17 protein-coding genes are annotated in these 15,020 nt (G+C 33.0%); 7 read left to right on the forward strand and 10 right to left on the reverse strand.

Annotated elements, in window-relative coordinates; translation table 11 throughout:
* Positions 1 to 129: 129 nt before the first annotated feature.
* Both prmC and ABY285_RS00960 read right to left on the reverse strand, forming a co-directional pair.
* Positions 130 to 975, reverse strand: a complete 846-nt coding sequence (gene prmC, locus ABY285_RS00955) for a peptide chain release factor N(5)-glutamine methyltransferase (RefSeq protein WP_372766075.1) — start codon at positions 973 to 975, stop codon at positions 130 to 132.
* Positions 975 to 1,466: a GNAT family N-acetyltransferase gene (locus ABY285_RS00960; RefSeq protein ID WP_372766077.1), complete on the reverse strand. Its 492-nt coding sequence runs from the start codon at positions 1,464 to 1,466 to the stop codon at positions 975 to 977. The genes prmC and ABY285_RS00960 overlap by 1 nt, the downstream gene beginning before the upstream one ends.
* 22 nt (positions 1,467 to 1,488) lie before the next feature.
* Here ABY285_RS00960 and ribD point away from each other — a divergent pair, with 22 nt between their 5' ends.
* Positions 1,489 to 2,541, forward strand: a complete 1,053-nt coding sequence (ribD, locus tag ABY285_RS00965; protein ID WP_372766079.1) for a bifunctional diaminohydroxyphosphoribosylaminopyrimidine deaminase/5-amino-6-(5-phosphoribosylamino)uracil reductase RibD — start codon at positions 1,489 to 1,491, stop codon at positions 2,539 to 2,541.
* Positions 2,542 to 2,719: 178 nt separating this feature from the next.
* Positions 2,720 to 3,307, forward strand: coding sequence for a YigZ family protein (locus ABY285_RS00970; RefSeq protein ID WP_372766165.1), 588 nt, complete (start codon positions 2,720 to 2,722; stop codon positions 3,305 to 3,307).
* Here the strand turns inward: ABY285_RS00970 and ABY285_RS00975 are convergent.
* The gene (locus ABY285_RS00975; protein ID WP_372766081.1) at positions 3,297 to 3,704 is read right to left on the reverse strand and encodes an acyl-CoA thioesterase; all 408 of its coding nucleotides are present in this window, start codon (positions 3,702 to 3,704) and stop codon (positions 3,297 to 3,299) included. The two genes, ABY285_RS00970 and ABY285_RS00975, sit on opposite strands and share 11 nt — an antisense overlap.
* Positions 3,705 to 3,875: 171 nt before the next feature.
* On the opposite strand from ABY285_RS00975, the gene dnaA reads away from it, so the two are divergent.
* From dnaA to ABY285_RS00990, 3 genes are read left to right on the forward strand one after another with little or no spacing between them, the layout of a single operon-like run.
* Positions 3,876 to 5,303, forward strand: a complete 1,428-nt coding sequence (dnaA, locus tag ABY285_RS00980) for a chromosomal replication initiator protein DnaA (RefSeq protein WP_372766083.1) — start codon at positions 3,876 to 3,878, stop codon at positions 5,301 to 5,303.
* A 9-nt stretch (positions 5,304 to 5,312) separates the two neighbouring features.
* Positions 5,313 to 5,774 carry a low molecular weight protein-tyrosine-phosphatase gene (locus ABY285_RS00985; protein WP_372766085.1) on the forward strand — a complete coding sequence of 154 codons (462 nt, stop codon included), beginning with the start codon at positions 5,313 to 5,315 and terminating at the stop codon, positions 5,772 to 5,774.
* The gene (locus ABY285_RS00990) at positions 5,767 to 6,483 is read left to right on the forward strand and encodes an SAM-dependent methyltransferase (protein ID WP_372766087.1); all 717 of its coding nucleotides are present in this window, start codon (positions 5,767 to 5,769) and stop codon (positions 6,481 to 6,483) included. Before ABY285_RS00985 ends, ABY285_RS00990 begins: the two co-directional genes overlap by 8 nt.
* 52 nt (positions 6,484 to 6,535) lie before the next feature.
* On the opposite strand, the gene ABY285_RS00995 is transcribed toward ABY285_RS00990, so the two are convergent.
* The 4 genes from ABY285_RS00995 to dapF form a co-directional block, all read right to left on the reverse strand.
* Positions 6,536 to 7,162 (reverse strand): peptidoglycan-binding protein LysM, encoded by a 627-nt coding sequence (locus ABY285_RS00995; RefSeq protein WP_372766089.1) that lies wholly within the window; start codon positions 7,160 to 7,162, stop codon positions 6,536 to 6,538.
* A gap of 193 nt (positions 7,163 to 7,355) precedes the next feature.
* Positions 7,356 to 8,390 (reverse strand): endolytic transglycosylase MltG, encoded by a 1,035-nt coding sequence (gene mltG / locus ABY285_RS01000; RefSeq protein WP_372766091.1) that lies wholly within the window; start codon positions 8,388 to 8,390, stop codon positions 7,356 to 7,358.
* Complete coding sequence (locus tag ABY285_RS01005; protein ID WP_372766093.1) at positions 8,380 to 8,913, reverse strand: GNAT family N-acetyltransferase; 534 nt, start codon at positions 8,911 to 8,913, stop codon at positions 8,380 to 8,382. The genes mltG and ABY285_RS01005 overlap by 11 nt, the downstream gene beginning before the upstream one ends.
* Entirely contained in the window at positions 8,913 to 9,692 is a 780-nt protein-coding gene (gene dapF, locus ABY285_RS01010) for a diaminopimelate epimerase (protein WP_372766095.1), read from the reverse strand. The genes ABY285_RS01005 and dapF overlap by 1 nt, the downstream gene beginning before the upstream one ends.
* Positions 9,693 to 9,850: 158 nt before the next feature.
* On the opposite strand from dapF, the gene ABY285_RS01015 reads away from it, so the two are divergent.
* Both ABY285_RS01015 and ABY285_RS01020 read left to right on the forward strand, forming a co-directional pair.
* The gene (locus ABY285_RS01015; RefSeq protein WP_372766097.1) at positions 9,851 to 11,257 is read left to right on the forward strand and encodes a trypsin-like peptidase domain-containing protein; all 1,407 of its coding nucleotides are present in this window, start codon (positions 9,851 to 9,853) and stop codon (positions 11,255 to 11,257) included.
* Between the two features lie 144 nt (positions 11,258 to 11,401).
* A complete protein-coding gene (locus ABY285_RS01020; protein ID WP_372766099.1) occupies positions 11,402 to 12,847 on the forward strand; it encodes a glyceraldehyde-3-phosphate dehydrogenase in 1,446 nt (481 codons plus the stop codon).
* 60 nt (positions 12,848 to 12,907) lie between these two features.
* Here ABY285_RS01020 and ABY285_RS01025 read toward each other — a convergent pair whose 3' ends face one another.
* From ABY285_RS01025 to ABY285_RS01035, 3 genes are read right to left on the reverse strand one after another with little or no spacing between them, the layout of a single operon-like run.
* Positions 12,908 to 13,384 (reverse strand): DsrE/DsrF/DrsH-like family protein, encoded by a 477-nt coding sequence (locus ABY285_RS01025; RefSeq protein ID WP_372766101.1) that lies wholly within the window; start codon positions 13,382 to 13,384, stop codon positions 12,908 to 12,910.
* Positions 13,385 to 13,402: 18 nt separating this feature from the next.
* Complete coding sequence (locus ABY285_RS01030; RefSeq protein ID WP_372766103.1) at positions 13,403 to 13,711, reverse strand: TusE/DsrC/DsvC family sulfur relay protein; 309 nt, start codon at positions 13,709 to 13,711, stop codon at positions 13,403 to 13,405.
* A 20-nt stretch (positions 13,712 to 13,731) separates the two neighbouring features.
* Positions 13,732 to 14,964 carry an NAD(P)/FAD-dependent oxidoreductase gene (locus tag ABY285_RS01035; RefSeq protein WP_372766105.1) on the reverse strand — a complete coding sequence of 411 codons (1,233 nt, stop codon included), beginning with the start codon at positions 14,962 to 14,964 and terminating at the stop codon, positions 13,732 to 13,734.
* Positions 14,965 to 15,020 lie beyond the last annotated feature (56 nt).

Genomic DNA, 15,020 nt, shown 5'->3' on the forward strand with positions numbered 1-15,020 from the left:
AAGATATTATTTAAAGTTTAAAAGGCAATAGGCAATAGTAAAGCGTTTGAAAGTTTAATATTAGAAGTTAGATATTAAAAGTTAAAACTCACAATGAACCAATACACAAAACAACATACAGCCAACAACTCATAACAAGCATTTAACCATTCTCTCAACACCGTAAATGTCTTTTTTCAGTTCGCTATTTTTAAAACCTTTTGTTTTTAGTAAATCAACAGTTTCTACTCCTAAATATTGATTAATTTCAAAATACAATGCGCCATTTTCTGTCAGATGGTTTTTTGCCAGTTCAGCTATTTTATCGTAAAATAATAACGGATTTCCATTCTCCACAAACAAGGCAATATGCGGTTCGTTTGACAATACGTTTTGGTGCATTTGTTCTTTTTCCAATTCACGGACGTAAGGAGGATTGCTTACGATAACATCAAAATTTTCATCTAATTTTTGGAGCGTTAAGATATCGGCATTTATAAAATCGACCTTCACATTATTTAATATTGCGTTATTTTTGGCAACATTTAAAGCTTCCGCAGAAATATCAATTGCCGAGACTTCTGCATTTGGTAAGTTTTTAGCCAAAGAAATGGCGATGCAACCACTTCCGGTGCCAATATCTAAAATTTTAAGGCTATTCTTGTTTTTGTGGTTTTGGATTATCCAATCAACCAGTTCTTCTGTTTCCGGTCTTGGAATCAATACATTTTTATCCACTTTAAACATGAGTCCGTAAAATGCTGTTTCCCCAACGATATATTGAATTGGAATTTGATATTTTAATTTAGACAATGCGTTCTGCAGAAAAACCAAATCATCATTGCCAAGGTTAAAATTGTGTTCAAGCGCCAATTGAATTCGAGATAAATGGAACTGAAATTCAACTAAAATATTGAAAAAAGACTGAATTTCAGTTTCTGGATATAAATTAGAGAGTTCCAGAAAGAAATGACGTTTAAATTCTTGAATCAGCATTATAATTTTTTAAGCATCCACAAATTGCAGGAATAATGCCCGGTATCGCCCATAGGCGCATCCAAATCTTTAAAACCTACTTTTCTATATAATTTTCTGGCGCTTTCCATATAGGGCAAGGTTTCTAAATAACAGGACTCAAAACCAAACTCTTTGGCTTTTTGCAAGCAAATTTCCATCATTTTACTGCCCAAACCAATGTCTCTTGCTTCTGGCAAAAAGTACATTTTTTGTAATTCACAAACATTCCCGTCATAATTGTCTAACTGTTTTATGCCAGCGCCGCCATAAAGTTCGCCATCTTTTTCAATTACAAAATAAACTGCTTTCTTGGTATCATAAGCTTCATATAAAGTGTCTAAAATTTTATCGGCATAAGCGGTACCCACTTTTGGAACACCAAATTCAATTAAAATTTCACGAATTACTTTGGCTATTTTCGGATTGTCTTTAAGTTGAATTTCTCTAATTTTAAAGTTATTGTGAGTCATTTTAATATCTTATTTTTGCGATGTGAATATACACGAAAAATATATAAATCGCTGCATAGAACTGGCGAAAAATGGCTTGGGTTGTACCTATCCTAATCCGTTGGTTGGCAGCGTAATTGTTTTAAACGATAAAATAATAGGAGAGGGTTGGCATCAAAAAGCAGGCGAACCTCACGCGGAAGTAAATGCCATTAATTCCGTTAAAGACAAATCTTTCTTAAAAGAGGCCACGATTTACGTGAATTTGGAGCCTTGTTCTCATTATGGAAAAACACCGCCTTGTGCGAATTTAATTGTTGAGAATGGCATAAAAAAAGTGGTTGTCGGCAGTATAGATGCTAATAGTAAAGTAAGTGGAAAAGGGGTTTTGCATTTACAAAATAATGGTTGTGACGTTATTGTTGGTATTTTAGAGAACGAATGTTTAAATTTGAATAAGCGGTTTTTTACATATCACAACAAAAAAAGGCCTTTTATTATTTTGAAATGGGCCGAAACTGAAGATGGGTTTATTGATAAATTACGTGATTCAACTTCTGAAAGTTCACCTAACTGGATTTCAAATACGTATTCACAACAATTAGTGCATAAAATGCGTGCTGAAGAACAATCTGTTTTAGTTGGGACAACTACCGCTTTAAATGACAATCCGAAATTAAATACAAGAAATTGGTTCGGATCGAATCCGGTTCGAATTGTGCTTGACAAAATGTTAAAAATCCCATCTCATTACAATTTGTATGATGGAAGTTTAAAAACGATCGTTTTAACGGTAAAAGCACCCGATAAAAACATAAACCATAATACCTGTTTTGAACAAATAGATTTCAACGAAAACCTTCCTAAACAAATTTGTGACGTTTTGTATCAACATGAAATTCAATCTGTAATTATTGAAGGTGGTGCACAAATCTTGCAAACCTTTATTGATGATAATTTATGGGATGAAGCTTATGTTTTTGTTGGAAACACAAAATTTGAAAATGGATTAAAAGCACCTGAATTGAAAAAATCACCCAATGAAGTAAAAAGAATTTCAACGGATACTTTGCGTATTTACGTGAATCAGGTTTAATTGTTATTAAACTTAAAAATTAAAACTTTCCATCACCATTTTTTCTTCTTTTTTTTCGTGATTTAATATTTCTATTTTTAAATATATTAAAGTAAAAATGCAAATTCAGAAATTTGGTTTTGATATCTTTGTATTTCAAAACTGAAGCAATATTTCTGAAAACGATACATATAAAACCATTGAGGTAGCCCAAGGAGATGCCCTTTTTAAAGAGAAGGGTAGTAAATTTATTGGGTATGTTTTTCCAATTGAAAAGGAGGATGATGTTAAATTTCACATTGAAGAATTAAAGAAAAAACATCATGCAGCAAGGCATTGGTGTTATGCTTGGCAACGGGGTGTTGAAGATAAAAGTTATCGTGTAAATGATGATGGCGAACCAAACAATTCAGCCGGAAACCCCATTTACGGACAAATTTTGTCAAAAGATATTACCAATGTGCTGGTTGTGGTAGTGCGTTATTTTGGCGGAACTAAATTGGGTGTTGGCGGACTCATAAATGCTTATAAAACGACAGCTAAATTGATCTTGGATGAAGCAGATATTGTTGATAAGACACTCGATGTTTTTTTTCAGCTGACTTTTGAATATCAGGACATGAATAAAGTTATGCGGATTATTAAAGAAAACAATCTCGAAATTTTTGAGCAAAAAATGAATTTAAACTGCTCGTTTTTAATTGCTGTCCGGAAAAGAAATGCGGTGAAAATTGAGCAATTTTTTAATGATTTGCGATGTCTTAAAATTCAGGAAATCAAGCAGTAATGTTCCGTAGTGTTTCTATGATATATTCTGGTGCTTTCGTTGGTTTGTTGGTTTTCATATTTACAAAAACCAGGGTGGTGTTCGCCTTTGTCAACAGTTCATTTTCTTCATTGAAAATTTCGTAGGAAAACTCAATTTTTGCAGAAGGTATTTTAATTAATGTTGTTTTTAAAGTGAGTAAATCATCATATTTTGCTGGTTTTAAATAGTTTATATTTAAATTCATAACAGGTAGCATAATACCGTTTTCTTCCATTTTTTTATAGGTGATTCCCAATTTCCTGAGCCACTCTGTTCGTCCCATTTCAAAGTATTGGGCATAGTTTCCATAGTATACAAAACCCATTTGATCCGTTTCACCATATCGCACTCGAAATTGAATTTTGTCTGAATTCATTTTTTTTGTTTTTATGAGCATCATGTTACGAAAAAAAAAATTAGGAATCAATAGTGATTTTATTTTTTTATACTAAAATTTATTCACATTTTTGTAACGCCAAAAAAATCTCTTAAATGATACTTTGAGAGAGTCAACAAAATTGTAACTTGAAATACTATTGTTTTAAAAATGACTAAAACTTCATCATCAGTTTGGGAGGAATGCTTATCTTTTATTCAGGATAACATAAAACCACAAGCTTACAAAACTTGGTTTGAACCAATCAAACCAGTCAAATTATCTGGTGAAGCTCTTACAATTCAAGTGCCTAGCAAATTTTTTTATGAGTGGTTGGAAGAACACTATATTAAGTTATTAAGGGTTGCTTTGGTAAAACAATTAGGAGAAGATGCAAAGCTGATTTATGACGTCAGGATGGAAAACAATTATAGCAGCAACAACCAGCATACTGTAAAAATTCCTAGCTCAAACAGAAATCCGATAAATCCGCAGGGAATTTCATTTCCAATGGATGTTAATAAGCGTGAATTGAAAAATCCGTTTATAATTCCAGGCATTCAAAAAGTTAAAATTGAATCCCAGTTAAATCCAAATTATAATTTCGAAAATTTTATTGAAGGCGATTCTAACAGGTTGGCACGTTCAGCAAGTATGGCTGTTTCCAATAAACCAGGAGGAACATCTTTTAATCCTTTATTGATTTACGGTGGCGTAGGCTTGGGTAAAACACATTTGGCTCATGCCATTGGTGTTGAAATTAAAGACAAATATCCTGATAAAATTGTGCTTTATATTTCTTCTGAAAAATTTACGCAGCAATATATAGATTCTGTAAAAGGAAATTCAAGAAATGATTTTATTCATTTCTATCAAATGATTGATGTTTTGTTAATTGATGACGTTCAGTTTTTATCGGGCAAAACAGGTACGCAGGATGTTTTCTTTCACATTTTTAACCATTTACACCAAAATGGCAAACAGGTGATATTGACATCGGATAAAGCTCCGGTTGACATGCAGGATATTGAACAACGCTTACTTTCTAGGTTTAAATGGGGGTTGTCTGCTGAACTTCAGGCACCTGATTATGAAACCCGTGTTTCAATTTTGCAAAATCAATTGTACAGAGATGGTGTAGAAATGCCATTTGAAATTATAGAATATATTGCGAAAAACATAAAATCAAATGTAAGGGAGCTTGAAGGCGTGTTAATTTCTTTAATCGCGCAAGCATCATTTAACAGAAAGGAATTTACACTGGCTTTAACAAAACAAATTGTAGATAAATTTGTTAAAAACACAAAACGTGAAGTTTCCATAGAATATATTCAAAAAATTGTTTCAAACTATTTTGAATTGGATGTGGCCACTTTGCAATCAAAAACACGTAAACGTCACATAGTTCAAGCGCGCCAATTGGCTATGTATTTTGCCAAAAGAATGACAAAAGCTTCCTTGGCTAGTATTGGTTCTCAAATAGGAAAAAGAGATCACGCCACGGTACTTCATGCTTGTAAAACTGTTGATAACTTAACAGAAACCGACAAGCAATTTAGAAAGTATGTGGATGATATTACCAAAAAACTTACTTTTTAATAATCCATAATGACTAAAATATTAATGGTCTGTCTCGGCAATATTTGTCGTTCACCATTGGCAGAAGGAATTTTAAAATCCAAGCTTTTCAGAGCTAACGTAGTTATAGATTCGGCCGGTACTGGTGCTTATCATATTGATGAAAAGCCAGACAATCGTTCTATAGCTATTGCAAAAATAAACGGAATTGATATTACCGGTCAGCGGGCCAGAAAATTTTTGGTAAAAGATTTTGATGAGTTTGACATTATTTATGTGATGGACAATTCAAATTTTAGAGATGTTATTGAAATGGCAAGAAATGAGGCTGACATCAAAAAGGTGAAAATGATTTTAAATGAAGTGTTTCCAAATGAAAATTTGGATGTTCCTGATCCTTATATTGGCGGGGATTTTGGGTTTAAAAGCGTCTATAAAATGCTGGATGAAGCCTGTGATATTATTGCCAAAAAAATAAATCCAAATGGATAATAGCAAAGGTTTTTTATATTTAATACCAACAACTTTAGGAGATAATGATCCAATGGAGGTACTTCCATTTTTGGTTAAAGAAGTGATTGAAAAGTTGGATTGTTTTATTGTTGAAAACGAAAAAACCGCACGTAAATTTATCAAACGAATTACTCCGGGTAAATCACAACCATCATTAACAATTTTCAGCTTGGGCAAATATGCCGATCCACTGGGAGTTAGTACGTATTTGGATATTTGCGCTAAAGGCGTTTCAGTTGGTTTGCTTTCTGAAGCTGGCGTTCCTGCCATTGCCGACCCGGGTGCTGAAATAGTTAAATTGGCGCATCAAAAAAATATTAGGGTAATTCCTTTAGTTGGTCCATCTTCAATAATATTAGCGATGATGGCCTCAGGTTTTAACGGCCAAAATTTTGCATTTAACGGATATTTACCAATTGAAGCTTCACAGAGGAAAGAAACCATAAAAGGTTTGGAAAAATTGTCGAAGGAAAAAAACCAATCACAAATTTTTATTGAAACGCCCTATAGAAATGAAAAATTATTTAACGATTTAAAAAGCTCGTTAAATCCGGCAACCAAACTTTGCGTTGCCTGTGACATTACTTTGTCATCGGAATATATTAAAACGTTGGAGATTAAAGATTGGAGAAACGAACACCCCGATTTACAGAAAAGACCTACCATATTTATCATTCATAAAGATTAAAAGAGGCCTGAATAATCATATTCAGGCCTCTTTTAATTTATAAAAAATGAGTCTAATTAAATACAGATGGCTTTTTATTTGACTCAATTAGTGAAGTGTCATAACCACCAAATGTTTTTAGGTAATGCTGCATCGAAGAACCGAAAGCATCTTTAAACCTATATTGACCATTGGTTTTTAAATACCGATTGATGTTTCCTGCTCCTGCCAAATGTGCAGCGGCAAGAATGCCTGATTCCGTAATTTCAACGCCATTTATTTTTTTTCCAACCTTTTTTTTAATCTCTTTTCGTAAGATCCATTTATTTACGGAACACAATGCCATAAAGGTTTCTTCCTGTAATTCAGGACTGTCTAAAAACAATTGAATGTCGTGAATGTCAAATCTTTCCAATGTGGATTTTCCGAATTGATATTTTCCCAAATATCCGAATGAGCTAACGATATCATATCTTCCCCCAGATTCCCTAAAAGCCAATGCTTCTTTGAATCCATTGAATGACTTACCTACAAATGGGATATTGCTTTTTATGATAGGTGAAATTTCTTTTTCAGAAGGAACCAAAATAATTTCTTTGGTTAAATTAACATCACTGTCGAGGGCTTTATTATCTTTAGTAAAACTCGATATGAAAATTCCTATTGTCAGTAAAATTGTAATAAATATTGTTTTTTTCATAATTTAAAGGTATTTGGCCTATAAAATTTTTCAGGCGCAAATATACAACTTTTTTATGAATCAACAGAATAATTGGAAAATACGACTTGTCTTTTAGTAAAAGTTTAACAAAAATTGCTATCTATTGAATTAACATTAAAAGATAATTTGAATTTATAGAGTTGAAGTGGTGTATTTCACAATTGTTATTGGGTTACCTGTTAACGCCTTGTTTGTTTAGCCATAACTGGTACTTTGCTGCATTTCTATTGTGCTGATTCAACGTTTTTGCAAACTCATGAGTTCCAAAAGTCGTTACGCTGGCACACATATAATAATAATCGTGATTTGCTGGATTTAATACAGCTTCAATGGAAGAAATATCCGGCATTGCAATTGGGCCGGGTGGTAAACCCTTGTTCTTATAGGTGTTATAAGGAGAATTAATTTCCAAATCTTTCGATAATACTCTTTTAATAACCTTGTCATTTCCTAATTTGGCTTTTAAGGCGAAAATAATGGTTGGATCGGCTTGTAGAGGCCAGTCACTGTCCAATCTGTTTAAATATAATTTTGCAACAATTGGCCTTTCACTTACCGATGCCGTTTCTTTTTGAACAATTGAGGCGAGCGTAATGACTTCATTTTTAGTTAAATTTAATTTTTTTGCTTTTTCTAACCTTTCTGAACTCCAAAATTTATTGTATTCATTTAGCATTTTTGTTCTAAATTCCTCGGCGGTTGTATTCCAATAAAATTCATAAGAGTTTGGAATGTACATTCCTAAAGCTTTGGAAGTTGTAAAACCCGATTCATTTAAAAAAGTACTATCGTTAAAAGCTTTGAGGAGTAATAAAGAATCAGCTTCAATTTGTTGGGAAATTCGACTGGCTAGTTTTTCAAATGTATCCTGGTTGTTGAATGACAAGTTTACCGTGGTTTGTTTGCCACTTCTTAGCATTCTTGTTAGCTCCAGGTTATTCATTCCTTTTGAAATTTTATACTTTCCTGGTTTAACGGCTTCCGTATAATTTAATTTTTCCGCTACCCAAACAAAAGGTTTCACTCGTTTTAAAAACGGACGAACTAAATTTTCAACTTCTTTAAAATCACTGCCTGTGGGGATGTATAAAAATCCTTCTTGAATGGTACTTTCCTTAAATATTTTACTGTAAATACTGAAGCCTAAAACGCTGGCAATAATAAACAAGATGCCAATAATAAGCAGAAAAAATTTTTTAGAATTCATTTTGGGATTTAATTAATTGGTATAGAATTTCATCTTTATAGTTAGTATCTGCGAAAATCCAATCTTTTTTTATTCCGATTTTTTTAAAATTAAATTTCTCAAAAAGAGTGATACTACTCTTGTTGTCAGCAGTAATATTAGCGAAAATTTGATGCACGTTTAAATAGGTAAAAGCATAATCAATGATCATTTCCAATGCTTCTGAACCAAAACCTTCGCCCTGATATTCAGGAAGAATTAAGATTCCTACGCCAACTCTTTGGTGTTGCGGATTAAAATCGAACAAATCAATCATGCCGACAGGAATATTTTGCGTGTTGCAAATCACGAACCTGTATTGTTTTGCTTCGTATATATCCTGATGCGAATTTTCAATATATTTTTGTAATATATATTTTGAATACGGAGTTTGAGTACCGCTAATTTCCCAAAATGATTCATTGTTTTCCGTAGAAAATAAAAAATCCAGATCTTCAGGTTCTAAAGCGCGCAGGTTACTATTTTTTCCGTGTAAAGTTGCCATTAAACAGTGATTTTTCCTTCAAAAACAAATTGAGCAGGGCCTTTTAAGAATACGTTTGTGTAGTGGTCATCTTCTTTTTTAAAAGAAACTTCTAAATTCCCTCCTAAAACTTCAATAAAAATTCTTTCTTCACTAGTTCTATTTGTTTTATTGGCAGCAATAGCAACGGCGGTAACACCGGTTCCACACGCCAATGTTTCATCTTCCACACCACGCTCATAAGTTCTTACTTTAAATGAATTTTGAGAAATTTGTTCCACAAAATTCACATTTGTTCCTTCTTCAAAATAGGGAGCGCCATATCTGATTTTTGATCCCAATTTAGGGATATTTAATGGTGCAACAGCATTGCAAAAATTAACATGATGCGGTGAGCCGGTATTTAAAAAAGTATGTGTATCGTGTATTTCAATTTTTTTAACATCAGCCATCTGCAAATTAACCATGTCGTTTTCAATCTTGGCGAAGTGCAGTCCGTCAGTGGCTTCAAAAGTGGTTTTACCATCAATAATATTTAGTTTTTTGGCAAAAGCCACAATGCATCGTCCGCCATTCCCGCACATGCTTCCTTCTTTCCCGTCTGCATTATAATAAAACATGGTAAAATCATGCTTTTCGGAAGGCTCCAATAAAATCAATCCGTCGGCCCCAATACCAAACCTTCTTTCACATAATTTGTGAATAAGGCTCACATTGTTTTTAGGGAAAACGCGACTTCTGTTATCGACCATAATAAAGTCGTTTCCTGCGCCCTGATATTTAAAAAAATGAATTTCCATTGTTGCAAATGTACTAAATTCAGAATAATCTTATTGATAAAAGCGACGTGAAAATTTTATTGTTAAAATCAGTTAAAACTGCGTTAATAAACAGTTAAATTAAATTTTTAAAGCAATAAAATTGTAATTTTAAGTATTAATTTAAAAGAAATTGGATAATGAAAAAAATAATAAGTCTCATATTAATTTCGGCATTAGGAGGTGCCATTACTTTAGGCACTTATGTGTTATTTTTTGAAAATTCCCAGATTAAAATTGATAAAATTGAAAATACCGGGCTAAAAACAATAAACACAAATTATACCGATACAATGTCTGCTTCAGCAGAAAATACTGATTTTACGATTGCTGCAGAAAAGACCCTAAATGCTGTTGTTCACGTAAAAAACACGATGTACAAAACAATACAAGATCCACTCGCTGAGTTTTTTTATGGTCAGGGAAGCGGGACAAGACTCTACTCACAAATAGGGATGGGTAGTGGTGTTATCATTGCTGCAGATGGTTACATTGTAACGAATAACCATGTTATTAGTGATGCAACAGATATTGAGGTTACCTTAAACAATAAGAAAATTTATAAAGCGAAATTAATTGGCGCTGATCCTACAAGTGATATCGCATTGCTAAAAATTGATGCCCATGATTTGTCATACATCACTCTTGGTGACTCCGACAATGTAAAAGTAGGGGAATGGGTATTGGCCGTTGGGAATCCGTATAATTTAACGTCTACTGTAACTGCAGGTATTATAAGTGCCAAAGGAAGAGATTTAGAAGGCAATAGCAGCATTGATTCATTTTTGCAAACTGATGCTGCCGTAAACGCCGGTAACAGTGGCGGTGCTTTGGTAAATACGAGAGGAGAACTAATTGGAATTAACACAGCAATTTCTTCAATGACAGGCGCATTTGTAGGTTATTCTTTTGCAGTTCCTTCCAATATCGCTAAAAAAGTAATTGAAGATTTGATGGAATTCGGAAATGTGCAAAAGGCTATTTTGGGCGTTAACGGTGTTGAATTGAACAGTGAATTGTCTGATAAATTAAATATTGAAAATACAAATGGATTTTACATATCAAATGTAATTGAAAATTCCGGGGCACAAAAAGCCGGTTTAAAAACCAACGATGTTATTGTAAAATTAGACAATGTTAAAATTGCCTCTTTTGCCGATTTAAGCGGGTTTATTAGCACAAAAAGACCTAATGATGTAATTAAGGTGTCATTTTTAAGAAATGGTAAATTGCTGAATGTAAATGTGACTTTAATTAAACAGGAAATCGCAAAAGTTTCCGCTTTGGGTTTAGATTTGGAAAATTTATCTAAAGAGGAACTGAAGAAACTTAATATCTCTAATGGAGTGAGAATTTCAGAAATTACCAATAAAGAATTATTATATTATGGAGTAAAAAAAGGATATATCATCACTTCAATTAACAGCAATAAAGTCTATTCTGTTAATGACGTAAACAATATGATTGCCAATAAAACGAGTGATGAAGTTTTGCGCATAGAGATGTTGAATTTAAAGGGTGAACAGGAACGCTATATATTTAGATAATTTCAATTAAGATTGATTGAAAAGAGACCGCTTTAAAAAGTGGTCTCTTTTTTATTTTTAAGCAATATTTTTTATACAAAAATTTGTTGCGAAATCGTTTGAAATGGGTACTTTTGTTGAAAATTTAAACGAAACAATTTTAATATGTCATTTAACGAACTTTACGAAAAAGAACTTGCTTTTCAGGCTGAAAGAAGAAGGGCAGCTGTTGAATTAATTAGAATTATTAGCGATTTATGGTACGATGATACTGTGGAATTGGTTTTATTCAGAAATCAATTAAATGATCGAAACGTTAGTGAAATCCTAAGTTTGGTGGAATATGCCAGCGATTTTGTGGAAAAACCAATTTCAATTTTTGATGCTGTTGAAATTGCAAAGGAAATTAAAAATCAACATTTGCCACCTTCAAAATTGGATTTAGGTAAGTTGGTGTATGAGTTTCATTTAAGTGATGAGCCGCGATCGATAAAAGATTTTATTCAAGACAAATTAAAAGAGGCTAAAAATTCCGGTAACATAGAACCAAAAGATGTGGTGCTTTATGGGTTTGGACGAATAGGCCGCCTATTGGCACGGGAATTAATGGCTCGTACAGGGAAAGGAAATTTAATGAGATTAAGAGCCATCGTTACCCGTGGTGAAATTACAGAATCCATTTTGGAAAAAAGAGCTTCTTTATTAAGAAATGACTCGGTTCATGGAGATTTTCACGGAACCGTTACTATTGATATTGAAAAAAATGCTTTAATTATTAATGGATTGACCGTTAACGTTATTTCCGCAAATGCTCCTGAAGAAATTGATTATACGGCATACGGAATTTTTGACGCTTTGGTTATAGACAATACAGGTGCCTTTAGAGATAAAGAAGCCTTGAGCCGACATTTAAAATCAAAAGGCGTTTCGAAAGTATTATTGACTGCACCGGGGAAAGGAGTGCCAAATATTGTTCACGGCGTAAATCACCAGGAGTACAATCCGAATGAAGTTGATGTTTTTTCTGCGGCTTCCTGTACCACAAACGCAATCACGCCGGTTTTAAAAGTTATTGAAGACAATTTTGGCGTTGAATATGGTCATTTGGAAACCATTCATGCTTATACAAACGACCAGAATTTGGTTGACAATATGCATAAAAAATACAGAAGAGGAAGGGCTGCAGCATTAAATATGGTGATTACCGAAACTGGCGCAGGAAGTGCAGTTTCTAAAGCATTGCCTTCTTTTCAAGGAAAATTGACCTCAAATGCCATTCGTGTTCCAGTTCCTAACGGATCATTGGCTATTTTAAATTTGCGATTGGAAAATGCGGCAAGTAAAGAAACCATTAACGGAATGATGAGAAAATATGCTTTGGAAGGTGATTTGGTGGAACAAATTAAATATTCCTTAAGCAACGAATTGGTTTCTTCTGATATTGTGGGAACTGCTGCACCTGCAATTTTCGACAGTTACGCAACTATTTCCAGCAATGACGGAAAAAATGTTATCTTATATGTTTGGTACGACAACGAATTTGGCTATACCCATCAGGTAATCAGATTGGCCCGCTACATTTCAAAAGTTAGACGATTTAATTATTATTAATAAAAAAAGCCGAAACATTTTTGTTTCGGCTTTTTTTTTGTAATTAAATTTATTTTTATTTTAAATAAAAATTATTTGAGTTCCTTCAACATCAGCTCTAGAATAGAAATCACCGATTGTTAAAATACCATCTAAATCTTCAACCAAATCTTTTTCTTCTAATTTAAACATATCAACAGCTAATTTACAAGCCCATAGTTTACAGCCAGAAGCTGATAAAATTTCAAGGAACTCATCAATTGGTGGCATGTCCAATTTCTCCATTTCTCTCTTCATCATTTTACTTGCTAATGCTTCCATTCCTGGCAAGCCACCTAACATTGTTGGCATTGGCATAGCTGGGTTTCCAACTGTTGCAACATGTAAATGATTCATTTTCTTTTTAGTAATTGCGTCTAATCCGAAAAAAGTGAAGAATATTTCTGCTTCTATTCCTTCCATTCTTGCGCCATTGGCCATTACCATTGCCGCATAAGCACTATCAATGTGGGCTTTAGACAAAACGAAAAGTATTTTTTTAACTACTGTTTTACTCATAATGTGTAATTTTAAGGATTAAATACAGCTTTTTGGTTTTGGCACCCCAGCTATTTTTGTTGATAATTTTAATGGACCAGCTGGGAAAAGCGCATAAAATTCTTTTATATCAACTACACCGCTTTTTTTAATTCCTCTAACTGATAAAGCGTTTCCCGCTTTAACTTGTTCTTGAATCCATTTAATAACATCCCAATGACGGTCTGTCATTTCAATTCCTTCTTGTTTGGCTAATTCCGTCCCAATTTCTTTAGTCCATTGAGATAAATCTGTTAAGTAACCGTCTTCTGATACCATTACTTTTATTCCTGCTAATACTGCTTCCATAATTTTTAATTTAATAGTTTTTAATTTATTTTTTTTCCTTTAGTGGTCATATTTCTACTTACCATTGGTATGGCTATTCCTTTTAAAAGCATATTCCAATAAATCCATCTAAAAGCCATTTTACCCCAATGGTTAAATACGCTTTCTTTCAATAGTTTAAGAGGTCCAATACCTGGAATAGGAAAAGTTCCTTCCACTGGTTCTTGTTTATAATTAAAATCAATTAATAACGCTTTGTTATTTCCAGTTTCAATAAAACAGTTTGCATGTCCGTCAAACTCTTCTTTTAAAGGTTTGCCATCTATATATAATAAAATATTGTCTGTTAATGTTTCAGCGGCAAAATGGGCAACCGAACCTGCTTTAGATGCCGGTATATTTGTGGCATCACCAATTACAAATACATTTTCATTATCTAAAGACTGCAAAGTGTTGTGATGTGTAGGAACAAAATTTAAATCGTCACCCATTCCTGAGCGCTCAATTAATTCATCTCCCATATTAGTAGGGACAGTAACTAATAAATCGAAATCAACTTTTCTATCACCGTAATCAACAATTTGATTGGTGTCATTATCAACTTTGTCAATTGCGAAATCAGTAACAACCTTAATGTTTTTCTCTTCTAGTAAATGACTCAAAGCTGCAGTTGCTTTTGGTTTTGTAAAAGCACCTCCAAGTGGAGTAACATAGGTTAAATCAACTTTATCTCTCATTCCTTTTTTTATGAAATAAGAATCAGCTAAGAAAACAAATTCTAAAGGAGCAACCGGACATTTAATTGGCATTTCAGTAAAATGAACAACTACTTTTCCTCCTTTAAATTCTCTTAACTTATTTCTTAAAGCCAAAGAGCCTTCATAAGTGTAAAAATCAAATACGTTTTTATACCAGTTTTCACCTTTCATTCCTTCAGTTTCCTGAGGTGCAATTTTACAGCCCGTTGCAATAATCAGAATATCATAATTTAAAGTCTCGTCTTCTAATATTACCTTATTTTCTTTAGGAAGTATTTGCTCTATTTTTTTTTGAATGTAGTTTACCCCCTTAGGAATAAATTTTTTGCCAACTTTTTTTACCTGTTCCTCTGTATAAATATCAAAAGGAAGAAATAGAAATCCAGGTTGGTAATAATGGGTTTTAAATTGATCAACGATCGTAATATTCCACTCATTTTTATTTAATTTGTGTGTTAAATGATTCGCCATCATTGTACCTGAAGTACCAGCACCTAATATAAGTAAGTTTTTCATAATTAGTAGTTTAAATATTTAATTATTTGTGTCATTTTTTAATCTTTTTAATCACG

It is taken from the genome of Lutibacter sp. (genome assembly GCF_041555395.1).
Classification (GTDB): Bacteria; Bacteroidota; Bacteroidia; order Flavobacteriales; family Flavobacteriaceae; genus Lutibacter.

Excerpts from the sequence above, each read along its gene's own strand:
- ABY285_RS00985 (WP_372766085.1), top strand. The coding sequence starts at position 5,313 with ATGACTAAAATATTAATGGTCTGTCTCGGCAATATTTGTCGTTCACCA.
- ABY285_RS01025 (WP_372766101.1), bottom strand. The coding sequence starts at position 13,384 with ATGAGTAAAACAGTAGTTAAAAAAATACTTTTCGTTTTGTCTAAAGCC.
- ABY285_RS00995 (WP_372766089.1), bottom strand. The coding sequence starts at position 7,162 with ATGAAAAAAACAATATTTATTACAATTTTACTGACAATAGGAATTTTC.
- mltG (WP_372766091.1), bottom strand. The coding sequence starts at position 8,390 with ATGAATTCTAAAAAATTTTTTCTGCTTATTATTGGCATCTTGTTTATT.
- ABY285_RS00990 (WP_372766087.1), top strand. The coding sequence starts at position 5,767 with ATGGATAATAGCAAAGGTTTTTTATATTTAATACCAACAACTTTAGGA.
- ABY285_RS00975 (WP_372766081.1), bottom strand. The coding sequence starts at position 3,704 with ATGAATTCAGACAAAATTCAATTTCGAGTGCGATATGGTGAAACGGAT.
- ABY285_RS01030 (WP_372766103.1), bottom strand. The coding sequence starts at position 13,711 with ATGGAAGCAGTATTAGCAGGAATAAAAGTAATGGTATCAGAAGACGGT.
- dnaA (WP_372766083.1), top strand. The coding sequence starts at position 3,876 with ATGACTAAAACTTCATCATCAGTTTGGGAGGAATGCTTATCTTTTATT.
- ABY285_RS00960 (WP_372766077.1), bottom strand. The coding sequence starts at position 1,466 with ATGACTCACAATAACTTTAAAATTAGAGAAATTCAACTTAAAGACAAT.
- ABY285_RS01020 (WP_372766099.1), top strand. The coding sequence starts at position 11,402 with ATGTCATTTAACGAACTTTACGAAAAAGAACTTGCTTTTCAGGCTGAA.
- prmC (WP_372766075.1), bottom strand. The coding sequence starts at position 975 with ATGCTGATTCAAGAATTTAAACGTCATTTCTTTCTGGAACTCTCTAAT.
- ABY285_RS01005 (WP_372766093.1), bottom strand. The coding sequence starts at position 8,913 with ATGGCAACTTTACACGGAAAAAATAGTAACCTGCGCGCTTTAGAACCT.
- ABY285_RS01015 (WP_372766097.1), top strand. The coding sequence starts at position 9,851 with ATGAAAAAAATAATAAGTCTCATATTAATTTCGGCATTAGGAGGTGCC.
- ABY285_RS01035 (WP_372766105.1), bottom strand. The coding sequence starts at position 14,964 with ATGAAAAACTTACTTATATTAGGTGCTGGTACTTCAGGTACAATGATG.
- dapF (WP_372766095.1), bottom strand. The coding sequence starts at position 9,692 with ATGGAAATTCATTTTTTTAAATATCAGGGCGCAGGAAACGACTTTATT.